27 protein-coding genes are annotated in these 24,479 nt (G+C 69.6%); 20 read left to right on the top strand and 7 right to left on the bottom strand.

The features are described from left to right. Positions 1–80: 80 nt before the first annotated feature. Together VHD82_RS10360 and VHD82_RS10355 are read right to left on the bottom strand one after the other, a co-directional pair. On the bottom strand, positions 81–1,598 hold the full coding sequence (locus VHD82_RS10360; protein ID WP_325700252.1) for a DHA2 family efflux MFS transporter permease subunit: 1,518 nt from the start codon (positions 1,596–1,598) through the stop codon (positions 81–83). Positions 1,599–1,738: 140 nt separating this feature from the next. Beyond that, on the bottom strand, positions 1,739–2,830 hold the full coding sequence (locus tag VHD82_RS10355) for a glycerophosphodiester phosphodiesterase (RefSeq protein WP_325700249.1): 1,092 nt from the start codon (positions 2,828–2,830) through the stop codon (positions 1,739–1,741). Between the two features lie 148 nt (positions 2,831–2,978). On the opposite strand from VHD82_RS10355, the gene purD reads away from it, so the two are divergent. The 9 genes from purD to VHD82_RS10310 all read left to right on the top strand — a co-directional run bounded on the left by purD (position 2,979) and on the right by VHD82_RS10310 (position 10,950). Continuing rightward, positions 2,979–4,241: a phosphoribosylamine--glycine ligase gene (gene purD / locus VHD82_RS10350; RefSeq protein WP_325700246.1), complete on the top strand. Its 1,263-nt coding sequence runs from the start codon at positions 2,979–2,981 to the stop codon at positions 4,239–4,241. Positions 4,242–4,328: 87 nt separating this feature from the next. Next, positions 4,329–4,712, top strand: a complete 384-nt coding sequence (locus VHD82_RS10345) for a hypothetical protein (RefSeq protein ID WP_325700243.1) — start codon at positions 4,329–4,331, stop codon at positions 4,710–4,712. Next, positions 4,696–5,274: a DUF3558 domain-containing protein gene (locus VHD82_RS10340; RefSeq protein ID WP_325700240.1), complete on the top strand. Its 579-nt coding sequence runs from the start codon at positions 4,696–4,698 to the stop codon at positions 5,272–5,274. The genes VHD82_RS10345 and VHD82_RS10340 overlap by 17 nt, the downstream gene beginning before the upstream one ends. Then, complete coding sequence (locus tag VHD82_RS10335; RefSeq protein WP_325700237.1) at positions 5,271–6,857, top strand: hypothetical protein; 1,587 nt, start codon at positions 5,271–5,273, stop codon at positions 6,855–6,857. Before VHD82_RS10340 ends, VHD82_RS10335 begins: the two co-directional genes overlap by 4 nt. Before the next feature lie 79 nt (positions 6,858–6,936). Continuing rightward, a complete protein-coding gene (locus VHD82_RS10330; RefSeq protein WP_325700234.1) occupies positions 6,937–7,695 on the top strand; it encodes an ESX secretion-associated protein EspG in 759 nt (252 codons plus the stop codon). Between the two features lie 88 nt (positions 7,696–7,783). Continuing rightward, positions 7,784–8,134, top strand: coding sequence for a hypothetical protein (locus VHD82_RS10325; RefSeq protein WP_325700231.1), 351 nt, complete (start codon positions 7,784–7,786; stop codon positions 8,132–8,134). Between the two features lie 73 nt (positions 8,135–8,207). Further along, positions 8,208–9,329, top strand: coding sequence for a transglycosylase SLT domain-containing protein (locus VHD82_RS10320; protein ID WP_325700228.1), 1,122 nt, complete (start codon positions 8,208–8,210; stop codon positions 9,327–9,329). A gap of 153 nt (positions 9,330–9,482) precedes the next feature. Further along, positions 9,483–10,673, top strand: a complete 1,191-nt coding sequence (locus VHD82_RS10315; protein WP_325700225.1) for an aminotransferase class I/II-fold pyridoxal phosphate-dependent enzyme — start codon at positions 9,483–9,485, stop codon at positions 10,671–10,673. Between the two features lie 94 nt (positions 10,674–10,767). Continuing rightward, positions 10,768–10,950, top strand: coding sequence for a hypothetical protein (locus VHD82_RS10310; RefSeq protein ID WP_325700222.1), 183 nt, complete (start codon positions 10,768–10,770; stop codon positions 10,948–10,950). On the opposite strand, the gene VHD82_RS10305 is transcribed toward VHD82_RS10310, so the two are convergent. Both VHD82_RS10305 and VHD82_RS10300 read right to left on the bottom strand, forming a co-directional pair. Further along, positions 10,947–11,525, bottom strand: coding sequence for an HAD family phosphatase (locus VHD82_RS10305; protein ID WP_325700219.1), 579 nt, complete (start codon positions 11,523–11,525; stop codon positions 10,947–10,949). The genes VHD82_RS10310 and VHD82_RS10305 overlap by 4 nt on opposite strands. Then, a complete protein-coding gene (locus VHD82_RS10300; RefSeq protein WP_325700216.1) occupies positions 11,522–12,556 on the bottom strand; it encodes a GntG family PLP-dependent aldolase in 1,035 nt (344 codons plus the stop codon). The genes VHD82_RS10305 and VHD82_RS10300 overlap by 4 nt, the downstream gene beginning before the upstream one ends. A 98-nt stretch (positions 12,557–12,654) precedes the next feature. On the opposite strand from VHD82_RS10300, the gene VHD82_RS10295 reads away from it, so the two are divergent. From VHD82_RS10295 to VHD82_RS10260, 8 genes are all read left to right on the top strand, one after another. Next, positions 12,655–13,164, top strand: coding sequence for a SigE family RNA polymerase sigma factor (locus VHD82_RS10295; protein WP_325700213.1), 510 nt, complete (start codon positions 12,655–12,657; stop codon positions 13,162–13,164). After that, positions 13,157–13,810, top strand: coding sequence for a hypothetical protein (locus VHD82_RS10290; protein ID WP_325700211.1), 654 nt, complete (start codon positions 13,157–13,159; stop codon positions 13,808–13,810). Before VHD82_RS10295 ends, VHD82_RS10290 begins: the two co-directional genes overlap by 8 nt. Positions 13,811–13,874: 64 nt before the next feature. Then, on the top strand, positions 13,875–14,471 hold the full coding sequence (locus VHD82_RS10285; RefSeq protein WP_325700208.1) for a TetR/AcrR family transcriptional regulator: 597 nt from the start codon (positions 13,875–13,877) through the stop codon (positions 14,469–14,471). A 24-nt stretch (positions 14,472–14,495) separates the two neighbouring features. After that, positions 14,496–15,926 carry an adenylosuccinate lyase gene (purB, locus tag VHD82_RS10280; RefSeq protein WP_325700205.1) on the top strand — a complete coding sequence of 477 codons (1,431 nt, stop codon included), beginning with the start codon at positions 14,496–14,498 and terminating at the stop codon, positions 15,924–15,926. 89 nt (positions 15,927–16,015) lie between these two features. After that, positions 16,016–16,798: an ABC transporter substrate-binding protein gene (locus VHD82_RS10275; RefSeq protein WP_325700202.1), complete on the top strand. Its 783-nt coding sequence runs from the start codon at positions 16,016–16,018 to the stop codon at positions 16,796–16,798. Continuing rightward, positions 16,798–17,532, top strand: coding sequence for an amino acid ABC transporter permease (locus VHD82_RS10270; RefSeq protein ID WP_325700199.1), 735 nt, complete (start codon positions 16,798–16,800; stop codon positions 17,530–17,532). Before VHD82_RS10275 ends, VHD82_RS10270 begins: the two co-directional genes overlap by 1 nt. Then, complete coding sequence (locus tag VHD82_RS10265) at positions 17,532–18,260, top strand: amino acid ABC transporter ATP-binding protein (RefSeq protein WP_325700196.1); 729 nt, start codon at positions 17,532–17,534, stop codon at positions 18,258–18,260. The genes VHD82_RS10270 and VHD82_RS10265 overlap by 1 nt, the downstream gene beginning before the upstream one ends. A gap of 39 nt (positions 18,261–18,299) precedes the next feature. After that, entirely contained in the window at positions 18,300–19,043 is a 744-nt protein-coding gene (locus tag VHD82_RS10260; RefSeq protein ID WP_325700193.1) for a DUF2334 domain-containing protein, read from the top strand. Here the strand turns inward: VHD82_RS10260 and VHD82_RS10255 are convergent. Then, entirely contained in the window at positions 18,962–19,600 is a 639-nt protein-coding gene (locus tag VHD82_RS10255; protein WP_325700190.1) for an MBL fold metallo-hydrolase, read from the bottom strand. The two genes, VHD82_RS10260 and VHD82_RS10255, sit on opposite strands and share 82 nt — an antisense overlap. Before the next feature lie 30 nt (positions 19,601–19,630). Continuing rightward, complete coding sequence (locus tag VHD82_RS10250) at positions 19,631–20,581, bottom strand: ArsR/SmtB family transcription factor (RefSeq protein ID WP_325700187.1); 951 nt, start codon at positions 20,579–20,581, stop codon at positions 19,631–19,633. Positions 20,582–20,649: 68 nt separating this feature from the next. Between VHD82_RS10250 and VHD82_RS10245 the strand changes: the two genes are divergently transcribed. From VHD82_RS10245 to VHD82_RS10235, 3 genes are all read left to right on the top strand, one after another. After that, on the top strand, positions 20,650–21,834 hold the full coding sequence (locus tag VHD82_RS10245; RefSeq protein WP_325700184.1) for an MFS transporter: 1,185 nt from the start codon (positions 20,650–20,652) through the stop codon (positions 21,832–21,834). Beyond that, the gene (locus VHD82_RS10240; RefSeq protein WP_325700181.1) at positions 21,764–23,257 is read left to right on the top strand and encodes an aldehyde dehydrogenase family protein; all 1,494 of its coding nucleotides are present in this window, start codon (positions 21,764–21,766) and stop codon (positions 23,255–23,257) included. Before VHD82_RS10245 ends, VHD82_RS10240 begins: the two co-directional genes overlap by 71 nt. 119 nt (positions 23,258–23,376) lie before the next feature. Next, complete coding sequence (locus tag VHD82_RS10235) at positions 23,377–24,216, top strand: IclR family transcriptional regulator (RefSeq protein ID WP_325700178.1); 840 nt, start codon at positions 23,377–23,379, stop codon at positions 24,214–24,216. Here VHD82_RS10235 and VHD82_RS10230 read toward each other — a convergent pair. Further along, positions 24,137–24,472 carry a helix-turn-helix domain-containing protein gene (locus VHD82_RS10230; RefSeq protein WP_325700175.1) on the bottom strand — a complete coding sequence of 112 codons (336 nt, stop codon included), beginning with the start codon at positions 24,470–24,472 and terminating at the stop codon, positions 24,137–24,139. The two genes, VHD82_RS10235 and VHD82_RS10230, sit on opposite strands and share 80 nt — an antisense overlap. Positions 24,473–24,479 lie beyond the last annotated feature (7 nt).

The following is a 24,479-nucleotide window of genomic DNA, read 5'->3' as shown; positions in this document are numbered from 1 at the left end:
CGTCCACCGGGCTCACCCCAAAGGTCTACGAACGTTCCATTGCGGAATCGCAGCAACCTAGCCCGGTGGACGAACGCAGGTCAAGCAGCCGTCTCGGCAACCACCTCAGAATCCACCACCGGCACCGCCGGCCTACGCGGCAAGAACAACGCCGGAATCAGACACAACGCGATCAACACCAACGCCCACATGAACGTACTCGAAAACGCATCCGCCGACGCCGACGCCGCCACCTGATGCGTCTGCGGACTCATCAACGCCGCCGTCGCCGCCAGCTGACCCTGACTGGTGGGGACACCGAACTTCCCCGCGAGCAGGCTGGCCAGGATGATCGACACCACCGCGGCACCGATCCCGCCCGCCGCCTGCTGGATGATGTTCATCGACGTGGACGCGCGCGCCACCGAGCGCTGGGTGAGCGTCTGCAGCGCCGCGGCGCTGATCGGCATCATCGTCATGCCCATGCCAAGCCCCATCACGAACAGCCCCGCCAGCAGCAGCGGATACGACGTGTCCGCGCCGACCTGGGTGAACACCGCGAGCCCGGCGAGGATCACCACGATCCCCGGCAGCACGATCTTGCCGGGGCCGATCTTGTCCGCGAGCCTGCCGCCGATCGGCATGGTGATCATCGCGCCGATGCCCTGTGGTGCGAGCAGCAAGCCGGCCTGCAGGGCGGATTCACCGCGCACCAGCAGGAAGTACGTCGGCAGCACCAGCATCGCGCCCATGAACGCCACCATGAAGAACGTCATGGTGATCATGGCGACCGCGAACGTCCTGTCCTTGAACAGTTTCAGGTCCACCAGCGGGTTCGGGATTCGCGTCGCGCGCAGCACGAAGGCGACGATCAGCGCCAGACCCACCAGGCCCGGCAGCCACACGCTCGGCGACCCGATGCCGCCCTCCGCCGGGATCTTGGACACTCCGAAGATCAGCAGCGCGAGACCAGGCGAAAGCATCAACATGCCGGGGAAGTCGAACTTCTCCGTCGCGCGCGGGGCGTCCTTCGGCAGGATCCTCCACGCCAGCAGGAAAGCGACCGCACCGATCGGCACGTTGATGTAGAAGATCCAGCGCCAGCTGACCGCGTCGACGAGCCAGCCGCCGAGGATCGGGCCACCGATCGGGCCGAGCAGCATCGGCACGCCCAGCACGGCCATCACGCGGCCGACGCGGTGCGGGCCCGCGGCCCTCGTCATGATCGTCATGCCGGCGGGCATCAGCATCCCGCCGCCGAGGCCCTGCAGCACCCGGAACGCGATCAGCGACTCGATGTTCCACGCCATCCCGGCGAGCACCGACCCGAGCAGGAAAAGCCCGATGGACAACAGGTACGGCCGCTTGGTGCCGAAGCGGTCGCAGGCCCAGCCGGTCACCGGGATGACCGTGGCGAGCGCGAGCAGATAACCCGTCACGACCCACTGGATCGTGTCGAGCGAGGTCTGGAACTGCAGCGTGAGCGCCTGCAGCGCGACGTTGACGACCGTGGTGTCCAGGATCGCCATGACGGCGCCAAGGACGACCACGCCCGCGACCTTCAGCACGGCGGAATCCAGCTTGTCGGAGTCCCCGGGTCTTAGTTCGGCTGTAGTCATGAGGTCCGTTTCTCGGTGGCAGGAGGGCAGCGGGAAGCCGAAGAAGAACCGCAGCCCCGCGAGATCCCCCTCGACGTGCCACCGAGATTAGCGAAACGGAAAAACCCGGCGCTACTACATTTCGCTATCGGTAAAACGAGCTACGAACCGGTTACCGCGAGCAACGCCGTGTCCGGCTGGTCGGCGAAGAAACCGTCGATTCCGGTTGCCAGGAAAGCCGATTCCTCCGCGAAAATGTTGCCCCAGGCCGTCTTGTCACCGGCGGAACGCAGATTCGCCGGGAGGAAGTTGTTCTCGTTGCGGAAGGTGTACGGCGCCACCTTGAGCCCGGCGTCGTGGGCGTCGCGCACCAGCGAGGTCGGCTTGGTCAGGTTTCCGGCCGGGTCCAGCGGGATGATCTGCGCCTTGTCCGGGCCGATGTAGTTGGCGTAGGTGGAGATTTCCTTGAGCCCGGCCGGGGTGACCAGATCCGCATAGGTGCGCTTGTCGCCACTGGCGACGAAGTCGGCGGGCGCGCCGGTGGCCGAAGTCAGCTGCAGCAGCGGAACGCGCACCTGCTTGCTCAGCGCCTTGAGGTTCGCCACCTCGAACGACTGAATGATCACGGGCGCGCCGGGGCGGTTGAGCCCGTTGCGGTCGAGCAGGTCCACCAGCTTGGGCTCGGTCGGGTTGCCGATCGAGGCGAAGTACGTGGAGTGCTTGACCTCCGGGTATGTGCCCAGCGTGCGGTGCAGTTCGCGGCCGAGTCGCTTGGTCAGGTCCAGCACCTCCTGATAGGTGGGGATCTGCCAGCGGCCGTTGTAGATCGTGTTGTGCGGGCGCACATCCGGAATGCGCTCGGCCGCACGCAGGGTCTTCAGCTCGGCCAGCGTGAAGTCCTCGGTGAACCAGCCCGTCGTGCTCACCCCGTCGATGACCTTGGTGGTCCTGCGGGAGGCGAACTCGGGGTGCTGCGCCACGTCGGTGGTGCCGCCGATCTCCGGCTCGTGCCGGGCGACGAGCTGCCCGTCCTTGGTCGGCACGAGGTCCACGTCCACCCAGTTGACGCCCTGGCGGAACGCGAGCTCGTAGGAGGCGAGGGTGTGCTCGGGCCGGTAGCCGGGCGCGCCGCGATGACCGACGACCACCGCCCCGGTGTCGCCGTGCCCGCGGTCCTCGGCAGCCGTCGAGGAACCCGCCACCCCGAGCAGTGTCAGCCCGGACAACACCGCCACCACCAATCGTTTCCGCATGCTCTGCCGACCTCCGCATAGGGGACCTTCGGGACGTCCGGGCCACTCTCACCGGCCGGCACTACCGCTGCCAGTCGAGTGGACGAAATGCGGACAACGGGCAGGTGAACGGCACGTGCCCCCGGGCGACCATCTAGGCTTGGGCATCGTGCGCGTTCTCGTTGTCGGGTCCGGTGCCCGCGAACATGCCCTTGTCCTCGCCGCTGCTCACGACCCGGCGGTGACCGCGCTCGCGTGCGCCCCCGGCAACGCGGGCATCGCGGCCGTGGCCGAACAGCTCGGCGTCGACGTGGCCGATCCGGCCACCGTCGTCGAGGCGGCCACCGGCTGGCAGGCCGACCTCGTCGTGATCGGGCCCGAGGTGCCGCTGGTCGCCGGTGCCGCGGACGCGGTGCGCAAGGCGGGCATCGCCTGCTTCGGCCCCTCCGCCGCGGCCGCCAGGATCGAGGGCTCGAAGTCCTTCGCCAAGGACGTGATGGGCGCCGCGAAGGTGGCCACCGCGCACAGCGAGATCGTCGACAACCCCGCCCACCTCGACGCCGCGCTGAACCGGTTCGGCCCCACCTGGGTGGTCAAGGACGACGGGCTCGCCGCGGGCAAGGGCGTCGTGGTCACCACGGACTACGACCAGGCGCGGGCGCACGCGATGACGCTGCTCGACGGCGGCCACCCGGTACTGCTGGAGTCCTTTTTGGACGGACCGGAGGTGTCGCTGTTCTGCCTGGTGGACGGCCGCACCGTGGTGCCGTTGCTGCCGGCGCAGGACTTCAAGCGCGTCGGTGACGGCGACGCCGGCCCGAACACCGGCGGGATGGGCGCGTATGCGCCGCTGCCGTGGGCGCCGCCCGGGCTGGTGGACCGCATCGTCGCCGAGATCGTGCAGCCGGTGGTCGACGAGCTGGCCGAGCGCGGCACCCCGTTCGCCGGCCTGCTCTACGCCGGGCTGGTGCTGACCGCCGACGGGCCGCAGGTGATCGAGTTCAACTGCCGCTTCGGCGACCCCGAGACCCAGGTCGTGCTCGCCCTGCTGGCCACCCCGCTGGCCGGGCTGCTCAACGCCGCCGCCACCGGCACGCTGGCCGAACACCCGCCGCTGGAGTGGCACGACGGCGCCGCGGTCACCGTGGTGATCGCCGCCGACGGGTACCCGGGCGTCCCCCGCGCCGGGGATGTCATCACCGGTTCCGAAGCCGAGGGTGTGCTGCACGCCGGCACCCGCCGCCGTGACGACGGTGCGGTGGTGGCGCACGGCGGCCGCGTGCTGTCGGTCGTCGGCACGGGCCCGGACCTGACAGCGGCGCGCGAGCAGGCGTACGAGCGGGTGGCGAAGGTGCATCTGGCCGGTTCGCACCACCGCACCGACATCGCGCTGCGCGCGGCCGAGGGTGACGTCACCATTCCGGCTCGCTAGAACTCAGCCCCCGCTCATGCTCGCGTTGGTAGCCTTTCCTGCGGGAACTGGTTGGCTACCGTCCGTGAACGTGAGGTGTGTGCGGCAATGGCAGAGAACACCGTCAGCGCGTTGAGCACGGCCGTGCCCGCGGTACCCGGGCTGCTGGACATCCAGGTCGAGCCGGGGCACCTGCTGCAGGTCGCCAAGATCGTGAACGATCAGGCGGACGCGCTGGACGACCGCACCCGCCAGCTGCTCGTGGAGCTGAACATCGACGCCCCGGCGGGCGACGTGGTCAGCTCGACGGCGGCGGACGCGTGGAACAGGCTGGTCGCGCGTGGCGACGGTTCGTACGCGCATCGCGTACAGAACTACATCAACGCGCTGCGGCAGCTGTCCCGGCAGCTCCGCGAAGCGGCGCAGCACTACCAGTCGGGCGAGGACGAGAAGGTCGCGGCGTTCGGGGACCGCGGTGGCCACCAAGGCTGAGGCCGCCGCGGCGGGCCTGCTCGCGATGCTCACCCTCGGCGGCTGCACGTCGAGCGTGTCGGGCGTGGCCGCGCCGCCGTCGTCCACATCGGCCGTGCCGGAGCTGGTCGCGCGCTCGAAAGACCTTTCGCTGCAAGGAATCGACCCGTGCCGGCTGCTCACCGCCGCGCAGCTGACGGAGTTGAAGGAGAACGGCGCGCCCCGGCAGGCCCCGCCGCGGGACGGCCCGACGTGCGCCTTCGACGTGGACGCGACGGCGCCTTCGTACACGTACTACCTGGAGACGATCACGACGGCCGACGTCGTCGACTGGCTCTCCGGCGCGCGGCACAAGACGAGCATGACCCAGCAGCCGGTGTCCGTGCCCGGGTTCCCCGCGCTGGTCAACTTCGCGCCCAGCAACGGAATCCAGGACTGCGAAGCGCTCGTCGGCGTCGCGCCTGGGCAGACACTGCGCGCGGAAACCGCCCCGGACGACAGTTCGTTCAGCCAGGAACAGCTCTGCGACATGGCCACGAACGTGGCGAAAATGGCCGTCGAGACCTTGGAGACGTTGCGATGACCACCTTCGACAGCAGCCAGTACGACATCCCGACGCTGATCGGCAAACTGCGGGACCAGCGGTTCGACGGCTACGACAACGAAAGTCTCGCCCGCGAGGTGGAGAAGTTCCGCGACGGCGGCGGCACGGCGAGCATGGGCGACGCGGTGGACGCGCTGAAGCAGATCGCGGGCGCGCTCTCGCACACCGACACCACGTTGCGGGATCAGCTCAAGGCGCTCGGTGTCACCTGGCAGAGCAAGGCGGGCGGGCAGGCCAGCGCGGTGCTCGCCGAGCAGGCCGGTTTTTCCAGTGATGCCAACACGAAGGTCGCGCAGGCGGCGCAGCTCATCTTCGACCAGGGCGAGGCGTTCAGCCGCACCAAGAACAAGCTGCCGGATCCGGAGGCGCTGCGGCAGAGCGACGGCACGTATTCGGCCGCGGATTCGCTGTTCAGCCTGTTCGGTTTCGAGACCGACCACGCGAAGAACGTGCGCGGCAGCATCGAGGCGCACGCGCAGGCAGTGGACGCGCTCAACGCGTACGCGCACGACACGGGTGATTACCTGTCCTCGTCGCAGCCGGTGGAGGCGCCGCAGTCGATCGAGACGTTCGCGTCCCCGGGTGCGGCCGCGCAGAGCGTCGCCTCGCCGTCGATCCAGCCGGTGCCACCGGTTTCGTCAGTGCCGGACACTTCGCCGACGGTCGCGGCCGGCGCGAAGGACGCTCCGGTGGTGCACACCGCGCCGGTGGTGCACACCGCACCCGCACCGGCCGCCGCGAGCGCGCCCACGCCGCCGATCGGAATCCCTGCCCCGCAAACGGGTTCCGCCTCGGCGACCACGCCGCAGCACGTCACCGCGCCGAGCTCGTCGGCCCCGTCGCAAGGGCCCGCGACCACTCCGATCACCGGCGTGGCTGGAGGGACGAACCGGCCGGGCAACGCGGGAGACGCCACGCGCCAGGGCGGACCGAGCGCGGGCGTTCCGGGCGGCACATCCACGGGCGGCCCGGTCGCCGGCGCGCTCCCCGGTGGCGAGCGCTCTTCTTCGGCATGGGGCAAACCCGGTGCGGCGCAAGGGAATCCTGGCGCCCTCGAAAGCGGCGGTGGGGCACGGGTACCGGGCGCGGGCGAATCCGCCGCGCTGGGCAAGGGGAAGGTGTTCGGCTCGGCGCAGGTCAGCTCGTCGGCCACGAACGTGGGGCCAGGCCTGGCGAACGTCCGCGCGGCAGGCGGCGTGGGCGGTCTCGCCGAAGGCGCCCCCGCGATCGGCGCCGCGGGCGCGGCCGGAGCCACCAGCGGCGAGCGGGAACGCCAGGGCCGCGGCGCCGGCAAGAACACCGCCGGGAAGCGCGTGAGCCAGCTGCCGGTGGGTGACCTGCCGGAGGAAGAGGAGGCGCAGCGGGCGAAGAAGGCCGCGCCGGAGCCGCCCAGCCGCGAGCGCACGCGGTCGATCCTCGAGCCGGCCGCAACGCAGGACGGCGACGAGGACGCCGAGCACATCCGCCGTTACGGCGTCGACGACCGGGACCTGTTCACCGACCAGCGCGACGTCTCGCCGGACCTGATCGGTGAGGGCTCGGTCCCGGAAGACAGCCCGTGACCACCACCGAGGCACCGCACGCAGTGGGCGCGACGCAGGAGCGATCGCGTGGAGGACCGATCGGGTGTGGGTGTCCCACATGAGCGCTGTTCTGTCCACTTTGGAATTCGAGATGCTGTGGCAGGACGCGCGCCTGCCACCGCCGCATCCCGCGCTGCGTGTGCTCAGCCCCGGCCGCACCCACACCGAGCGGCGCGAGCTGGTCGGCAGGGCATGGGAGTCACTCGCCGCACGCGGGCTCGCGCGCGGGCAACGGGCGTCCGGCGAGGTCGTCGATCAGCTCAACCTGCTGGCCAATCCCAAGGTGAGCATCGACGTATGGGTGTGGAGCGACCGCGAGATCAAGGGGCTGGCCGTGAGCACCGGCAGCCAGGCGCTGCTCGGCGTGGTCGACCGCGACGAGGTGTGGCTGATCCCGGCACGGGACACGTCGCTGCCCGAGTCGGCGGTTTCGGTCGCCGGGGAGCTGGGCGCCGGGGTGGGCCGTTCGGTCAGCCTGCCGCACCAGGTGGTGCGTGCTGCCGACGCCGAAGCGAAGGGCGAGCCGAAAGCGCTTGTCACAGCGCTGGAGGACAAGGGCGTCGAGCTGTGGCAGGCCCAGGAGCTGGCCGGGATGATGGTCGGCGGGGTCGCGCGCGGCCAGTTCGGGGTGGAGCGGCTTGGCCGCGACGGCGCGATGCGCCGGGCCGGGCGGGTGATCGCCTTCCACGACACCGACGCCGGCCGGTACCTCGTCCAGCTCAGCAACAAGGGCGACGGGCAGGATTGGCTCACCGTGGCGCCGGCGGACAACCAGCTGCTCGCGACGCGGGTATGGGAATTGCTGGACGAGGTGTGAGCGCCGGTCCTGCCTGCTAAAAAAGACTCCGGGAACCGGCGCCCGCGTGCGGGCGTCGGATCAGGCGGAAGCAGCCGCGCGAAGGGGGATGACAGGCGTGCCGCAGAGCGATCCGGACTCATTGGAGCACGTGGCCGGCAAGGTCGAGGTGCTGCACGACCATTTCAAGGACTCGAAGGCCAAGATGACCGGGGTGACGGGGCAGAACCCGTTCGGCGACATCAAGCACCCGGACAACCGGCCCGGCGAGCACCCGTCGGAGCACGCGGTCAACGCGCTCGGCGGGTTCAAGGACCGGATGCACGGCCAGTTCGACGCGGCGGCAGAGTTGATGAAGTCCAGTGGGGGCGCGTTGCGCGAGGCAGCGAAGGCGCTGCGTGAAGCCGACGACGCGGCGAAGGACAGCATCACGGTCAAGGACGGAAGCCTCGACACATGAGCGAGCTTGCGAGTGAATCATTCAACACAGCGCGCCCAGGAATGCGGCCGCTGAGCGTCAGCGATGAGGCGCTATGACGGCGAAGGCTGAGTTCCCGCCGAACTGGCCGGACGTGGAAACCAAGACCCAGCAGGTGGAGAACGTCCGCCCGGCGGAGATCCAGAGTGTGGCCGATCAGTTCCAGCAGGCCTCGAAGGATTCCGCCGACCACACGGTGGCGCTGCGCAACGCGACCGCGGTGCTCGGCGGCGGCACCTGGACCGGCCCGTCCGCGGACGCGTTCTTCGACTATGTCAAGAAGATCGGTGACGCCGGGCAGAAGGTGAACGACCACCTCGACGAGGTGGCCACCGAGCTGGGCAACCTGCAGTCGTTCCTGGACCGCACCCAGAAAGAGGTGCAGCAGCTCCGCGACGACGCGCACACCAAGATCGACGGGCTGAACAAGGACGCGCAGGGCAAGGCCGACGCGGCGCAGGCGCAGATCGACGCGGTCAACGCCAAGCAGGACGGCGCCACCATGCCGGCCCAGACGCCGGACGCGATCATCGCGGCGAACCTCCAGGTCACCACCGGCATCGCGAACGACGCGCAGTCCCAGATCGGCGGCAAGCTGGACGCCGCGAACCAGGAGATCCAGCGCGTGATGGGCCTGGTGCAGAAGGACGTCGAGGGCGGTTATTCGTCGGTGCCGCCGCTGGGCACCGCGCCCGCGGCGGCGAAGAGCACCGGCGGCCTGTCCTCCGGTGGTTCACACCATGCCGGCGGCGGCGGTTCCGGTGGTGGCGGGGGCGGTGGCCTCGGCTCCAGCGGTGGCCCGCCGTCGAGCCCGCCGCCCGGCAACGTTCAGCAGTGGATCGAGGAAGCGATCAAGGAGCTGCAGGCGGCGGGCGTGAACGTGACCGACGCCGACATCAAGAACATCTGGTCGATCATCCAGCACGAGTCCGGCGGCAATCCGAACGCCATCAACCTGTGGGATTCGAACGCGTCCGCCGGCCACCCGTCCAAGGGCCTGATGCAGTGCATCGACTCCACCTTCAACGCCAACAAGCTGCCGGGCCACGACAACATCTACAACCCGGTGGACAACATCATCGCGGGTGTCCGGTACACGATCGGCCGCTACGGCAGCATCGCGAACACCCCCGGCCTCGCGGCGATGGCACACGGCGGCGGGTACGTCGGCTACTGATTACCAATCCGACTGAAAGTAGGCGGATACGGTCTCGGGCCGATCTGCTCGGAGACACCCGTTTCCGCCGTGGCTGCCGTCGGACTGGTAATGAACGACACAGCACTCACAATGTCGGCCGTGTGACTGACGGCAGCCCCTAACCTGGAAAGCATGGTCGATATCGCGGCACTTCCGGGTCCGGCAAGGCGCGCGGAGGTCGCGCCGTTCCATGTGATGGAGGTGCTGTCAGCCGCGGAGGCGCGGCAGCGCACGCACGGGGACGTGATCTCCCTGGCTGCCGGGCAGCCGACGGCGGGGGCGCCCGCACCGGTACTGGCAGCGGCCGAACGGGCGTTGCGGGAACAGAACCTCGGCTACACCGTGCAACTCGGCATCCCGGAGCTGCGCGAAGCGATCGCGGGCCACTACGAGCATCGGTACGGGCTGGCCGTGAGCCCGGAGGACGTCATCGTGACCACGGGTTCGTCCGGCGGTTTCCTGTTGTCCTTCCTCGGCGCGTTCGACGCCGGCGACCGGGTCGCGATGGCGCGGCCGGGCTACCCCGCGTACCGCAATCTGTTGACCGCACTGGGTTGTGAGGTCGTCGAGTTCGCCACCGACGAGCGCACCAGGTTCCAGCCGACGGTCGAGTTGCTCGACGAACTGGGCCCGCTGTCCGGCCTGGTCGTGGCCAGCCCGACGAATCCCGCGGGCACCGTGCTGCCGCCGGGCGAGCTGGCGGCGATCGCGGGCTGGTGTTCGAGCCACGGCGTGCAGCTGATCAGCGACGAGATCTACCACGGCATTTCCTACGACACCGAGCTCGGCTGCGCCTGGCAGAGCTCGCCGGAAGCGATCGTGCTCGGCTCCTTCTCGAAGTACTTCGCGATGACCGGCTGGCGCCTCGGCTGGATGCTGGTGCCGCGACGACTGCACCGCGCGGTCGACGTGCTGACCGGCAACCTGAACATCTGCGCCCCCGCGATCGCCCAGCACGCCGCGGTCGCCGCCTTCGAGCCGGAGTCGTACAAGGAGCTGGATCGGCACGTCGCCCACTATCGCTCGAACCGGGATCTGCTGCTGGCGGGGTTGCGGGGCATCGGCCTGGACAGGGTCGCCCCGGTGGACGGCGCCTTCTACGCCTACGTCGACGTCTCCGAGCACACCCGCGACAGCCTCAGCTGGTGTCAGCGGCTGCTCTCGGACACCGGCCTCGCCATCACTCCCGGCATCGACTTCGACCCGGTCGACGGCGGGAAGTTCGTCCGGTTCTCGTTCGCCGGCGCCGCGGCCGAGGTGGACGAGGGCGTGCGGCGGCTCGGGGACTGGCTCCGGTCAGGGGGAACCCCGGCTTTCCCCTGAACGTTGGCCAGAACACGAGCTTCGCGCGCCAGGAACTGGCAGCCTTGGCTCCAGCGGGCCGGACGGTTCGCGCGGCAACACCCGGAGGGATGCCATGTTCTGGAAGATCGTCGGGGCACTCATCGTCGCCTGGCTGGCGTTCATGGTGATCGGATCGGTGATCGGCTTCCTGCTCAAGGCCGTCATCTGGATCGCCATCATCGGCGGCGCCGTCTTCCTCGGCACCGCGGCCTACGGCGCCATCAAGGGCCGCAACGAACCGAAGCGCCTGCGCTAAAGCACCGCGTACGCGGAGCCGACGCCCTGCCAGCGGTGGGCACGCAGGCCGACAGCCCGCGCACCGTCCACATTGGACTGGCGGTCGTCGAAGAAGAGGCACTCGCCCGCCTGGGCCTCCAGGCGGGCGAGCAGCAGCTCGAAGATCTCCGCATCCGGCTTGGCGACACCCACATCGCCCGAGAACAGCCGGACCCGGAAATGCCGGGCCCACTCCTGCTTCTCCGCGTACCTGGCGAACGACGAAGGTGCGTTCGACAGCAAGGCCAACGCCGACCCGGCCTCGTCCAGCGCCGCCAGCAGCTCCAGCGACTCCGGCCGCACGCGGGACCAGCCGGCGATGTCGATCTCCGTCAGTCTGTCCGAAGTGGACTCATCAACCGAGACTCCGAGCGCGCCACCGATAGCGCCCCAGTACGCCAGATCCGGGCACCCGCGGTCGTAGGCGTCCCGCCTGGCCCAGTACTCCGGCTCGAACCGGGCGAGTTCGACTCCGAGCGTGGCGGCCAGTTCGCCCAATGCGTCCGTGCGGCCGCAGATCACCTCGCCGTAGTCGAAAACGACCCAGTCGGTCACGGATGACCCCCAGCCTTGATCCGGCGCAACGCCTCGTCGATGTCGTCCAAGGACAGGTCCCGGTGCGTGATGAACCGTACCTTTCCGGCCATCGGCAGGGCCAGCACACCGAGCGCCCGCAGGGATTCCAGAGTGACCGAAATGTCCGCGACGCGCGCCAGCACGATGTTGGTCTCCGGGGTGTTGACCTCCCACCCCAGCTCGACCAGTCCGGTCGCCAGCCGCCGCGCCTTCTCGTGGTCTTGTTCCAGGTCAGCGATCCGATCGAGGGCGACGAGCCCGGCCGCGGCGAGCACGCCGCCCTGGCGCACCCCGCCGCCGAGCATCTGCCGCATCCGCCGCGCGCGTTCGACGAAATTCGCACTCCCCGCCACCACCGAGCCGACCGGCGCGCCGAGGCCCTTGCTGAAGCAGGCCGAAACCGTGTCGACGCCGACTGTCAGCGCCGCGGGCGGCAGCCCGAGCGCGGTGGCGGCGTGCCAGAGCCGGGCGCCGTCGAGGTGTACCCGCAGGCCGGCCTGCCGCGCGGTAGACAGGAGTTGCGCGTGTTCGTGCGGCGGAGTCACCGCACCGCCGGCCGCATTGTGCGTGTTTTCCAAGCACAGCAAGGTAGTGCGCAGCGTGTAGTACGGGCCACCGCGCGCGCCGATGGCGGCCGTGAGGGTTTCCGGGGTGGGCCTGCCGGGGCCGGCGTCGTGCTCCAGCGGCTCGGGCATCCCGCCCGCGAGCCAGGCGGCCGAGCCAAGTTCGTTGGTCAGCACGTGCGCGCCCTTCGGCGCGAGAAACCTGTCGCCGCGCTGCAGGTGCACGCTCAGCGCGATCAGGTTGGCCATCGTCCCGCTCGGGGTCCACAGCGCCGCCGGCATACCCAGTACGCTCGCCGCGCGCTCTTCCAGCGCCCGCATCGTCGGGTCGACGTCGATGACGTTGTCCCCGACCTCCGCGGACGCCATCGCTCTCCGCATCGCTTCATCCGGCTGGGTGACGGTGTCCGAGCGGAAATCGAGCGAAGTGTCGCCAGTGAAGGTCACGGGGAGATCACATCACACGAAATAGTTGATCTACAACCCGCTATGCAACCGTAAAGTGCACAACTTCCGTCTATCCCTGTGAGACGCCCGGGAGGCCGGTGGACGCGCAAGAGGAACGTCAGTTCGCGGAGTATTTCGCTGCCAAGCGGGACTCCGTGCGCCGAAGCGCGTACCTGCTCTGCGGGGACTGGCATCGCGCGGACGATCTCGCGCAGACGGCGTTCGTCGCGCTGCACCGGCGGTGGCACAAGATCCGCGACCGCGGCGCGATCGACGCCTACCTGCGGAAAACGCTGATCCGTGCCTCGATCGACGAATCGCGCCGGCCGTGGCGAAGGGAGCAGTACACCGACCGGCTGCCGGAACCGGAGCCTGCCGGGGTGCGGCTCGACGAGCAGGTGGCCACCCGCGCCGACCTGATGGCCGGGCTGCGCGAGGTGCCGCCGAAGCAGCGGGCGGTGCTGGTCCTGCGATATTTCGAGGGCCTGGACGTGGCCGGGGTGGCCAAGGTGCTCGGCTGCAGCGAAGGAAACGTGAAGAGCCAGACGGCCCGCGGGCTGGCGCATCTGCGCACGGCACTCGGCGAGGAGGTGGAGACACATGGATGAAAAGGAGCTCGAAGAGCTGTTCCGCGCGGCGCCGGGGGAACCACCGCCGCCAGGGTTCGGCCTCGCCGAGGTGACAGGTGCCTCCGCACGCGCTGCCGCCCGGCGCCGTCAGCTGGTGCTGCTCGTGGCGACTTGCCTGGTCGTGCTGGTCGGCACTGCCGGAGTCGTCGGATTGACCTACTTTCGGAGTAACGGGACGTCCGCCGCGCAACCCGCGCTGGCACCGGCGCGTCCTCCGGACATCCTCACCACCCCGTCGGCCTCGCAGGGAACCGGCGGGAACGGGGAGGACGGCCCTCGGGCCGAAAGCACCTCCGGGTGCGACAAGGTCGACCGGGAGCTCGCCACTGCCCTCGCTGGCGAGCTTCCGGCGACCGGGGTGACCGGCCCTTATCCCGGTCGGGGCTGTGTGGCGGGCGCCCGCTCGGCGATGTTCCACGTGCCCGGCGGTTCGATCTCCGCGGCGCTGATTCCACACGGCGTGGAGTACCGGCTCGATCAGGTTCCCGGCCAGGTCGTGGCGAGCCAGCTGGCCCAGGTCAGCAGCGGCACGATCGTCGTGGTGAGTGTGCCGGACGCCGGGAGCACGGCCCCGCTGTCCGAGCAACTGACCCGCATCGCGACGGGCCTGGCAGCCCGTTTCTAAGGCCGGCCCCTCTCCCACCACCACCCTCAACGGAGCCGCTGCGCGCCGCAGCTAGATTCCAAGAATGACCGCAGCCAGCACGCCGAAGGGCGAGCGCAGGCGTTCCGCGTTGATCGAGGCCGCTGCCGAACTGCTCGCCGAGGGCGGGTTCGACGCGATCCGCCACCGCGCCGTCGCCGAGCGCGCCGGGCTGCCGCTGGCGTCGACCACCTACTACTTCGACTCGCTCGACGACCTGATCACGGCCGCGGTCGGGCACAAGGGCCGCGAGGAGCTGAGCGAGGGCTGGGCGCAGCTGGCCGAGCTGAGCACCGAACACCGCGACCTCGACGCCGTGGTCGAGCTGCTGCTGGATCAGCTGCTGGGCGTGGACACCAGGTACGAGGCCGTGCTGCTGCGGTACGAGCGGCTGGTCACCACCGGCAGGCGGCCGTACCTGCGGCCGTTGATGCGCGCCATGCAGGGCGAGTTCCACGAGCTGCTCACCGAGATCCTGCGCCGCTCGGACATGCCGATCGACTCCGACCGGCTGAGGCAGCTGATCGCGCTGGTCGACGGCGCCGTGGTGAACGCGCTGATCGAGGTCGACCCGGATCCGCGCGCCGTCGCCCGCGCGATGTTGCGCAAGGCACTGGCGGCCGACCGACCTCGGCGGGAGTGACCGACCGGCGTCTACGCTTGGGCCGTGACGCAGAAGCCCAGCATCCCGAACGTCCTCGCCACCCGTTACGCCTCGCCGGAGCTGGTCGCGCTCTGGTCCCCGGAACGCAAGGTGACCCTCGAACGCGAGCTGTGGATCGCGGTGCTGCGGGCGCAACAGGAGCTGGGCGTCGAGGTGGCCGACGAGGTCATCGCCGACTATGAGCGGGTCATGGAGCAGGTCGATCTGGCCTCGATCGCCGAACGTGAGCGGGTCACCCGGCACGATGTGAAGGCGCGGATCGAGGAGTTCAACGCCCTCGCCGGGCACGAGCACGTGCACAAGGGCATGACTTCGCGCGACCTCACCGAGAACGTTGAGCAGCTGCAGATCCGGCGTTCACTGGAGCTGCTGCGCGGGCGGGCCGCCGCGGTACTGGCGCGGCTGGCGTCGCTCGCGGTCGAGCATTCGGACCTGGTGATGGCCGGGCGTTCACACAACGTGGCGGCGCAGGCGACGACGCTGGGCAAGCGGTTCGCCACCGCCACCGACGAGCTGCTGGTCGCGTTCGAGCGGCTGGAGGACCTGATCAGCCGGTACCCGCTGCGCGGGATCAAAGGCCCGGTGGGCACCGCGCAGGACATGCTCGATCTGCTCGGCGATCAGTCCACTTTGGACCTTCTGGAGCGGAAGATCGCCCAGCACCTGGGTTTCCACCGCACGTTCACCAGCGTCGGCCAGGTGTACCCGCGCTCGCTGGACTTCGACGTGCTCTCCTCGCTGGTGCAGCTGGCGGCGGCGCCGTCGAGCCTGGCCAAGACGATCCGCCTGATGGCGGGGCACGAGCTGGTCACCGAGGGCTTCAAGCCGGGGCAGGTGGGCTCGTCGGCGATGCCGCACAAGATGAACACGCGCTCGTGCGAGCGGGTCAACGGGCTGGCCGTGGTGCTGCGCGGTTACCTGTCGATGACCGGTGAGCTGGCCGGCGACCAGTGGAACGAGGGCGACGTGTCGGACTCGGTGGTCCGCCGGGTCGCGCTGCCGGACGCCTTCTTCGCACTCGACGGGCTGCTCGAAACGTTCCTCACCGTGCTGACCGAGTTCGGCGCGTTCCCCGCCGTGGTAGCGCGCGAGCTGGACCGGTACCTGCCGTTCCTCGCGACGACGAAGGTGCTGATGGCCGCGGTACGCAAGGGCGTCGGCCGCGAGACGGCACACGAGGCGATCAAGGAGAACGCGGTCGCCGCCGCACTGGCGCTGCGGGAGCAGGGCCTCACCGAGAACGACCTGCTCGACCGGCTCGCCGCGGACGAGCGGCTGCCGCTGGACAGGGCCGAGCTGGACAACCTGCTGACGGACAGGCTGTCGTTCACCGGGGTGGCTCCGGCCCAGGTCACGGCGGTGGCGAAGCAGGTGGAGAACGTGCTGACCCGCTTCCCCGAGGCGACGAACTACGTGCCGGAGCCGATCCTCTAGCCCACATTGTGGAACAATCCCACAAGTCCACACTCACTCGTTAGGTTGGCGGGACTATCCCGTTGACCTCACGAGTACGGACAAAATTCATGAGATCCCCCCTCAAGGCGCTCGCCGTCCCGGTGCTCGCCGTCGCTTTGCTGGCCACCGTGACCGCCTGCGGTGGCGACGATTCCGGCACCCTGCGCGTCGGCACCCTCCCCGACGCGCCGCCCAACATCTACGTCCAGAACGGCACCTACACCGGATTCGACAACGAACTGCTGCGCGCGATCGCCACCAAGGAGGGCCTGCGGCTGGAGTTCGCGTCGACGGACTTCTCCGCGCTGCTGGGGCAGGTCGCCAACGGCCAGTTCGACATCGGCAGCTCGGCCATCGCGCAGACCGAGGCGCGTAAGAAGACCGTGGACTTCTCCGACGCCTACGACTTCGAAGTGATGAGCATCCAGACCAAGGCCGACTCGCCGATCACGGACGAGACCGCACTGGCGGGCAAGCGCGTCGCCGTCATCCAGGCCACCGTCGGCGACAACTGGCTGACCTCGACCGTGCCGAGCGCGCAGGCCGTGCGCTTCCCGGACTACGCCGCCGCGCTCACCGCGCTCAAGAGCGGCAGCGTCGACGCCTACATCCTGGACGAGTCGATCGCCGAGCAGAACGTGCAGCAGACCAAGGACAGCCCGCTCAAGGTGGTCAAGTCGTTCACCACCGACGTGCCGCACGGCTTCGCGGTGCGCAAGGGCAACAGCGACCTGCTGAACAAGCTCGACGACGGGCTGCGCCAGGTCATCGCGGACGGCACCTGGGTGCGCCTGCACCAGCAGTTCCTGCCGACCCAGCCGGTGCCCGACCGGTTCAAAGCCACGGCCTGATGGACCTCTTCCTCAACACCTTCCTCAACTGGGACTACATCCGGGAGGTCTTCCCGGACCTGCTGCGGACGGGGATCGAGAACACGCTCCTGATCGCCGTGTGCTCCGCGGCGATCGGGACCGTGCTCGGCATGGGTCTGGCGATCTTGGGCCTGTCCACGAAACGACGGCTGAGGTGGCCAGCGCGGGTGTACACCGACGTGTTCCGCGGCCTGCCCGCCATCGTCACCATCCTGCTGATCGGGCAGGGGCTGGCGGTGCTCGCCCGCGGGCTCGTCGGCCGGAATCCCTACCCGCTCGGCATTCTGGCGCTCAGCCTGATCGCGGCGGCCTATCTCGGGGAGATCTTCCGCTCCGGCATCCAGAGTGTCGACAAAGGACAGTTGGAGGCCGGGCGGGCGCTCGGCATGAGCTACGCGAAGGCGATGGCGCTTGTCGTCGTGCCACAAGGCGTGCGCCGGGTGCTGCCCGCGCTGGTGAACCAGTTCATCGCACTGGTCAAGGACTCCAGCCTGTTGTACGTGCTCGGTTTCCTTGTCTCACAACGGGAACTGTTCCGCATCGGGCAGGATCTCGCGGCCAACACCGGAAATCTGTCGCCACTGGTCGCGGCCGGGTTCTGCTACCTGGTGCTCACGGTCCCGCTGACCCACCTGGTCAACTACATCGACCGGCGGCTGCGCACGGGTCGGAAGGTCACCGACGAGCTGGTCGCCGCCGGAAAGGTCGCCTGATGCGTTCGACGAGTGTCCAGCTGCGGGACATCCACGTGTCCTTCGGCACGACGCAGGTGCTACGCGGGGTGGACCTGGCTGTCGGTCAGGGCGAGACGGTGTGCGTCATCGGGCCGTCCGGCTCCGGCAAGTCCACCCTGCTGCGGTGCGTGAACCGCTTGCAGGAGCCGGATTCCGGCGAGGTGTGGCTGGGTGGCGAGAACGTCACGCACGCCGACCCGGACCGGCTGCGCCAGCGCGTCGGGATGGTGTTCCAGCATTTCAACCTGTTCGGGCACCGCAGCGTCCTGGACAACATCATGATGGCGCTGCGCAGTGTGCGGCGGTTGAACAAGGCCGACGCCGAGGAGATCGCGCGGGCCCGGCTGGCCGAGGTCGGGCTGGCGGACAAGGCGCCATACCGGCCGAGCGCGCTGTCCGGCGGGCAGCAGCAACGGGTCGCGATCGCGCGTGCGCTGGCGATGGAACCGGAGGTGATGCTGTTCGACGAGGCGACCAGCGCACTGGACCCGGAATTGGTGAAGGGCGTGCTGGAGCTGATGGCCGGGCTGGCCGAGCGCGGGCTCACGCTCGTCGTGGTCACCCACGAGATGGGCTTCGCCAGGCAAGTCGCCGACCGGGTCGCGTTCATGGACCAGGGCCGGATCGTGGAGTCCGGGCAGCCGGACGCCGTCTTCGACGAACCTTCCAGCCCGCGCCTCCAGCAGTTCCTCTCGCAGGTGCTGTGAGTTCAGCGTCAGGTCACCCGTGCCTGTCTCAATGGAGTCATGGCTGCCCGTCTGCTGGTCTCACTGTCCGGCATCGGTCCCCGGACCCTGCATCGCTGCGCCGACCTGGCCTCGGAGCTGGACCGGCGCGAAGTCCCGTTGTCCCTGTTGTTCGCCCCGCGCACGGAGAGCACTCCGGCCGTCGACACGTGGATCCGCACCCGCACGCAGAACGGGGACGGGCTGCTGTTGCACGGTTCCGACCACCGGATCACGCCTTCACACCGGGCGCATTTCGGCCGCCGTGCCGAGTTCGCCGCGCTGCCGGCGCACGAGGCGCGGCTCCGGCTGATCGCCGCGCAGGCGGCGCTGGAATCGGCCGGGCTCGCCGCCGACGGGTTCGCGCCACCGCGCTGGCTGGCTTCGCGCGGAACACTGGATGCCTTGCGCGGTCAGGGTTTCCGGTACTGCGCGAGCCTCACCGCGGTGCACGACCTGCGCACCGGGGCCCTGCATCGCGCCCGCGTGCAGGAGTTCTCCAGCCAGCAGCGCGCCGAAACCGTGCGGTGTTTCGCGCTCGTGCTCGCCGCCGCACGGACCGCCAAACGCGGCGGTCTCGTACGGCTCGGCGTGCACGCGGCCGATCTCGCCCGGCCCGGTCTCCGCCAGGCGCTGCTCGACGCCGTGGACGTTTCGCTGGAGAACCGGGCCTTCGGCGCGACCTACGAAAGCTTCTCGAACTCGCCGCGGGCGGCGACCCGGACCTCGGTGCCCTCCGGCGCCAGGTTGGTGAACAACCCGTAGTGCAGCCCCGGGTTCGCGAGCACCGCCTCGTGGATCGGGACCGCGAGCCGCGGGGAGACCGCGCGCAGGAAGTCGACCGCTTCGCCGGCCTTGAGCCAGGGCGCGCCGGTCGGCAGGCCGAGCACGTCCACCTGCTGCTCGGGAACGTGGAACGAGTCGCCGGGGTGGTAGAAAGCGCCATGGCCGAACAGGTAACCGACGTTCGGGATGACCGGGATGTCCTGGTGGATCACCGCGTGCTGGCCGCCGACGACGTTGACCGCCGTCCGGCCGATCTCGAACGCGTCACCCGGGCGGGCGACCTCGAACTCCAGGCCCAGCTTGGCGACGGTCTCCTCGGTGCCGGGGTCGACGATCAGCTTCGCGCCCGGGTTGGCCTTGAGCAGCACCGGCAGCCGCTCGGCGTCGATGTGGTCGAAGTGCTGGTGGGTGATGAAGACCGCGGACAGCTCGCGTTCGGCCTCGAAACCCTGGGAGAACGCGCCAGGGTCGAGCAGGATGCGCTCGTCGTCGGTCTCCAGCAGCACACAGGCGTGTCCATAGTGGACAATGCGCATTTTGGTTCGCTCCTTGGGCAGATGACCGGTTCAGCGTATGCCCGCCAGCAGAGCCTCGCCAAGATCACTACGTCGGTATCGCACCTGGTGTCCGGTCCTGGCGGCGGTGAGGATGCCCACGTCCCGCAGCGCGGTCAGGTGCTCGGACACCGTGCCGGGCGCCAGTCCGAGCCACGCCGCCAACGCCGTGGTGCTCGCCGGCTCGTCGAGGGCCAGTAGTAAAGCCGCCTTGCTCCGGCCGAGGACGGCGGCGAGGCGGGAGTCCGGTTTCGGTTCCGGCGACCACAGCCGGGCCACGCCGCGCGCGGGGTAGAGCAGCGCGGGCTGCCACGGTTCGAGCAGCATCACGCCGACGCGCGGCCAGGCGAAGGTGCACGGGATCAGCAGCAGCCCGCGTTCGTCGAGCCGTCCCTTGGCGCGGCCGAGGCTTTCGATCAGCAGCGAGTCGCCGGACAGCCGGACGCGCGGGCTGAGTTCGTTCAACGCCAGGCCGATGCCGCCTTCGGCCAGCCGCCTCGACCGGTACGCGATGTCCTCGGTGAGCGCGGCGCGCATCCGCGGCCAATGCGGTTCGACGAGTTCGCTCCACACGGTCGCCATCTCGTCGGCCAGCTGGTCGCGCGCCTGTGCCGGTTCGGCAGGCAGCTCCGACAGATCGGCGTCGACCATGGCGAGTTCGGCAGCGACCTGCGCGGGCGGGGTCCGGCGGATGGCCGTGAGCTGGAGTCCGGCGGTGGTCTCCGGGCCTTCCGGCGGTGGGCTGAGGAAATCGGTGATGTACTGCCGCGCCGACAACACCCGGCGCAGCCCGTCGATCGGTAGTTCCGCCGCCGTCCGCCGGGCGCCGTCCAGCCAGGGCAGGTAGGCGGGATGCCCGCGCAGACCGAGGATCACCTGCACCGCTCCCAGCGCCTCCTCCAGCGGGGAGATGGCGAACCTGATCCGGTGCGCGCCCGTGGTGGTCAGTTCCAGCTCGATCATGCGAACCCGACTTTCGGCTATACCCGAAACAGTACGACGGAGCCAGCGTGCGGAGAAGCGTTTCCGGCATGGCACTGACGCGTGAGTACTGGCGCTGGTCGGCCGGGATCCAGCTGGCGCGGCTGCCCGCGAGCATGGCCCCGCTCGCGTTCACGCTGCTGACCAGCGCTATCACCGGCTCCTACCGGCTGGGCGGGGTGATGATGGCCGTGTTCGTGGCCGCCGAACTGCTTGGCGCCGTGCCCTCGGGCCGTTTGCTCGACAGGCTCGGTCGCGCACGTGGCCTGGTGCTGCTGTTGACCTGCGCGGGCGGCACGCTCGGGGCCATCACCTTCGCCGCGTGGGCCGGGCTGCCCGGGCCCGTGCTCTTGGCGCTCGTCGTGTTGCCGGGCGCGATCACCGGCGGGCTGTCCGGCGGCTTCCGGTCTTTGCTGCCTGGCAACGGAAACTCGTTGGCCCGCGCGGTGTCCGTGGACGCGATGATCATGGAAGGGGTGCTCATCGCCGGGCCGCTGCTGGTGTCGGTGTGTGGTCTCGCGAGCGCGTTGCTGCCGCTGGGCGTGATGGCGGGGTCGTACCTGACCTCGGCGATTTTGGTGCCACGCAAGGAAGTCCGGTCCGAGCGAGCCACCGGCGCGAAGTTGCCACTCGGTCCGGCGGCTCGATGGCTCGCGTGTCAGTTCGCGATCGGGCACCTGCTGTCGACGATGGAGGTCGCGCCGTTGCCGCTGGTGCAACGGCTGGGCGCCGGGCCAGGAACGGCCGGGCTGGTCATCGCCGTGCTCAACGGCGCGAGCATCCTCGGCAGCGCGCTCTGCGCCTGGCGGACGCCGGGCTTCGCGCCCGCCCGCCAGGCCAAGATCCTGTTGTGCGGCTTCATCCTCGGTGGGTCCGTGGTGGCCGCGAACCTCGGCTGGGCCGGACTGCTCGGCGGCGCCGCGATCATCGGCCTGTGCACCGGGCCGTTGGTCACGGTGGCCTCCGTCCAGCTGCAGCGACTACTGCCCGATGGCCGACGCGCGGAGGGGTTCTCGCTGTCGTTCGCGGTGCAGGGCACGGGCTTCGCGCTCGGCTCGCTCAGCCTCGGGCTACTACCGTTGTGGGCAGCACCTTCGCTCGCGATAGTGAGCTCGGCCACGGCTTGTGCCATGCTGTCCGTACTGACCAGTAGGGAGGCTCAGGATGACCGCGGTGGAACCGAAACCGGCCGTCACGCAGGACACCTTCGACTCGCTGAACCCGGGGACGGATGAGGTCGTCGGTACCTACCCCGTGCATTCCGCGGAGCAGGTCCAGCAAGCCGTCGACCAGGCCAAAGCCGCCGCGAGCTGGTGGGCGTCGCTCGGGTTCGACGGGCGCGCGGAGCGGTTGCGCAGGTGGAACGCGGCGATCACGCGGCGGATGTCCGAGCTGATCGACGTCGTCTGCCAGGAGACCGGGAAGCCCTACGGCGACGCGCAACTGGAGATCGTGCTGGCGATCGAGCACATCGCCTGGGCAGGCAGGCACGCCGGCAAGATCCTGGGCCGCAAACGCCGTTCCTCCGGGCTGTTGCTGAGCAACCACACCGCGACGGTCGAGTACCTGCCCCTCGGTGTCGTCGGCGTGATCGGGCCGTGGAACTACCCGGTGTACACGCCGCTGGGCTCCATCACGTACGCGCTCGCGGCGGGCAACGCCGTGGTGTTCAAGCCGAGCGAATACACCCCTGGCGTGGGCAAATGGCTCGCCGACACCTTCGCCGACGTGGTGCCGGAGCAGCCGGTGTTCCAGCTGATCACCGGCTTCGGCGCCACCGGTGCCGCGCTCGTCGGGGCCGGGGTGAACAAGATCGCCTTCACCGGTTCGACGGCCACCGGCAAGAAGATCATGGCCGCCGCGGCGGAGACGCTGACCCCGGTCGTGATCGAAGCCGGCGGCAAGGACGCGCTGCTGGTCGACGACGATGCCGACGTGGACGCGGCGGCCGACGCCGCGGTGTGGGGCGCCTTCTCGAACTCCGGCCAGACCTGTATCGGCGTCGAGCGGGTGTACGTGCACGAGCGTGTGTACGACTCGTTCGTCGACAAGGTGGTGGCGCTGACCGGGAAGGTCAAGCCCGGCACCCAGTACGGCCCGATGACCATGCCCTCCCAGCTGGACGTGGTGCGCCGGCACATCGCCGACGCGCTCGCCAAGGGCGGCCGCGCGCTGACCGGCGGCAAGGACGCGGTCGGCGACCGGTTCGTCGAGCCGACCGTGCTGGTCGACGTCCCGGAGGACTCCGAAGCGGTGCGCGAGGAGACCTTCGGCCCGACCATGACGGTGGCCAAGGTCAAGGACATGGACGAGGCCGTGGACAAGGCCAACGCGACCACGTACGGCCTGGGTTCGACGGTGTTCTCCAAGCACAACGGACCGCGGATCGCCGAGCGGCTGCGCTCGGGCATGACCTCGATCAACGCGCCGTTCTCGTTCGCCGGGATGGCGTCGCTGCCCTTCGGTGGCGTCGGCGACTCGGGCTTCGGGCGCATTCACGGGCCCGAGGGGCTGCGCGAGTTCTCCCGGCCGAAGGCGGTCGCGCGGCAGCGGTTCAGCGCGCCCATCAACCTGACCACCTTCTCCCGCACGGAGAAGACTGAGAAGCTGGTGCAGCGCCTGGTCACGGCGCTGCACGGGCGCGGCGGGAAACGCTGAAGCGTCCGATATTCCGGACGGGGCTTGGGTGCCAAGCCGATCTGAAGTAGGCCGCCCCGATGATGGGCGGCCGTGGCTGACGATCGGCTTGGCACCGGCCGGCGCAGTATGTTGACCACATGCCCCGCCTCGTACCCGCCGTGCTGCGGGCGGCCGACATCCTCGAACTGTTCCTCGGTCCCGAGGCGACCTTGACCGCCGCCCAGATCACGACCCGGCTCGACCTGCCACGGTCCACCGCGCACGAACTGCTGACCACGCTCGTCGCACGGCGCTATCTGGCCAGGCAGGCTGGCGAGGAAACCACGTACCGGCTCGGCCCGGTGCTGCTCGAACTGGGCTCGCGATACCAGCAGCGGCTGGAGTTCGCGGCCGAGGCGGACGCCGTCGCCAGGTCCGTCGCCGCGCAGTGCGGGGAGACCGTGCACGTCGGCGTGCTCGACGGGCTCGACGTGGTCTATGTGTCCAAAATAGACTCGACGCATTCGGTGCGGCTGATCTCCGAGGTGGGCAGCAGGCTGCCGGCGCACTGCACGGCGGTGGGCAAGGCCCTGCTGGCCGGACTGCCGGCCAGCGAGCTGGCCCGGCTACTCAAGGGGCACAAGCTCACGGCGCTCACCCGACGTAGCATCACCTCGCGCACGGATTTGCTCGCACAGCTGGACGAAGTCCGCACCACGCGCATCGCCCACGAACGCAGTGAGTCCAATGTGGACGCCGGTTGCGTCGCCGCACCGGTGGTGGACGCCGAGGGCAGGTGGGTGGCCGCGATGAGCATCTCCATCCCGACGTCCCGGCACAACGAAGAGGCTTGGAGCCGCTGGGAAAAGCTGGTCCGCGACGGAGCGGCGGAGTTGTCTTCGAGGCTCGGGGCCGGGTTTAGGCCTTCGGACGCCAATCAGCAGCCCAGGCGTCCAGCCGGAGAAGGGTCTTCAACAGCGATTTCCCCTGTCCGGTAACGCTGTAGCCCGCACCGGCGTGTTCGACGAGATCGGCTTCGCCGAGTTCGCGAAGCCGATCCGCGAGCACGCTGGACGAGATCCGGTCGCAGCGTTGCTGAAGCTCGCGGAAGGTCGGGGCCGCGTCGTCGCGCAGCTCCCACAGAACGCGCAGCGCCCAGCGCCTGCCGAGGAGATCGAGCAGCGCCATGATCGGGCGGCCGGTCTCCGAGCCGCGCACCTTCCGGCCGGGAAGCGGGGTCGGTTCGCTTGTCATCTGCTTT

It is taken from the genome of Amycolatopsis sp. (assembly GCF_035546795.1).
In the GTDB taxonomy this organism is placed as follows: domain Bacteria; phylum Actinomycetota; class Actinomycetes; order Mycobacteriales; family Pseudonocardiaceae; genus Amycolatopsis_E.
This window is presented reverse-complemented; position numbering and strand designations above follow the sequence as displayed.

What these genes read in the sequence shown, in the direction of transcription:
- VHD82_RS10255 (WP_325700190.1), bottom strand. Translation starts at nt 19,600, where the DNA reads ATGCGCATTGTCCACTATGGACACGCCTGTGTGCTGCTGGAGACCGAC.
- VHD82_RS10330 (WP_325700234.1), top strand. Translation starts at nt 6,937, where the DNA reads ATGAGCGCTGTTCTGTCCACTTTGGAATTCGAGATGCTGTGGCAGGAC.
- VHD82_RS10360 (WP_325700252.1), bottom strand. Translation starts at nt 1,598, where the DNA reads ATGACTACAGCCGAACTAAGACCCGGGGACTCCGACAAGCTGGATTCC.
- VHD82_RS10315 (WP_325700225.1), top strand. Translation starts at nt 9,483, where the DNA reads ATGGTCGATATCGCGGCACTTCCGGGTCCGGCAAGGCGCGCGGAGGTC.
- VHD82_RS10320 (WP_325700228.1), top strand. Translation starts at nt 8,208, where the DNA reads ATGACGGCGAAGGCTGAGTTCCCGCCGAACTGGCCGGACGTGGAAACC.
- VHD82_RS10240 (WP_325700181.1), top strand. Translation starts at nt 21,764, where the DNA reads ATGACCGCGGTGGAACCGAAACCGGCCGTCACGCAGGACACCTTCGAC.
- VHD82_RS10290 (WP_325700211.1), top strand. Translation starts at nt 13,157, where the DNA reads ATGGATGAAAAGGAGCTCGAAGAGCTGTTCCGCGCGGCGCCGGGGGAA.
- VHD82_RS10310 (WP_325700222.1), top strand. Translation starts at nt 10,768, where the DNA reads ATGTTCTGGAAGATCGTCGGGGCACTCATCGTCGCCTGGCTGGCGTTC.
- VHD82_RS10270 (WP_325700199.1), top strand. Translation starts at nt 16,798, where the DNA reads ATGGACCTCTTCCTCAACACCTTCCTCAACTGGGACTACATCCGGGAG.
- VHD82_RS10355 (WP_325700249.1), bottom strand. Translation starts at nt 2,830, where the DNA reads ATGCGGAAACGATTGGTGGTGGCGGTGTTGTCCGGGCTGACACTGCTC.
- VHD82_RS10275 (WP_325700202.1), top strand. Translation starts at nt 16,016, where the DNA reads ATGAGATCCCCCCTCAAGGCGCTCGCCGTCCCGGTGCTCGCCGTCGCT.
- VHD82_RS10250 (WP_325700187.1), bottom strand. Translation starts at nt 20,581, where the DNA reads ATGATCGAGCTGGAACTGACCACCACGGGCGCGCACCGGATCAGGTTC.
- VHD82_RS10230 (WP_325700175.1), bottom strand. Translation starts at nt 24,472, where the DNA reads ATGACAAGCGAACCGACCCCGCTTCCCGGCCGGAAGGTGCGCGGCTCG.
- VHD82_RS10285 (WP_325700208.1), top strand. Translation starts at nt 13,875, where the DNA reads ATGACCGCAGCCAGCACGCCGAAGGGCGAGCGCAGGCGTTCCGCGTTG.
- VHD82_RS10260 (WP_325700193.1), top strand. Translation starts at nt 18,300, where the DNA reads ATGGCTGCCCGTCTGCTGGTCTCACTGTCCGGCATCGGTCCCCGGACC.
- VHD82_RS10265 (WP_325700196.1), top strand. Translation starts at nt 17,532, where the DNA reads ATGCGTTCGACGAGTGTCCAGCTGCGGGACATCCACGTGTCCTTCGGC.
- VHD82_RS10235 (WP_325700178.1), top strand. Translation starts at nt 23,377, where the DNA reads ATGCCCCGCCTCGTACCCGCCGTGCTGCGGGCGGCCGACATCCTCGAA.
- VHD82_RS10245 (WP_325700184.1), top strand. Translation starts at nt 20,650, where the DNA reads ATGGCACTGACGCGTGAGTACTGGCGCTGGTCGGCCGGGATCCAGCTG.
- VHD82_RS10345 (WP_325700243.1), top strand. Translation starts at nt 4,329, where the DNA reads ATGGCAGAGAACACCGTCAGCGCGTTGAGCACGGCCGTGCCCGCGGTA.
- VHD82_RS10325 (WP_325700231.1), top strand. Translation starts at nt 7,784, where the DNA reads ATGACAGGCGTGCCGCAGAGCGATCCGGACTCATTGGAGCACGTGGCC.
- VHD82_RS10335 (WP_325700237.1), top strand. Translation starts at nt 5,271, where the DNA reads ATGACCACCTTCGACAGCAGCCAGTACGACATCCCGACGCTGATCGGC.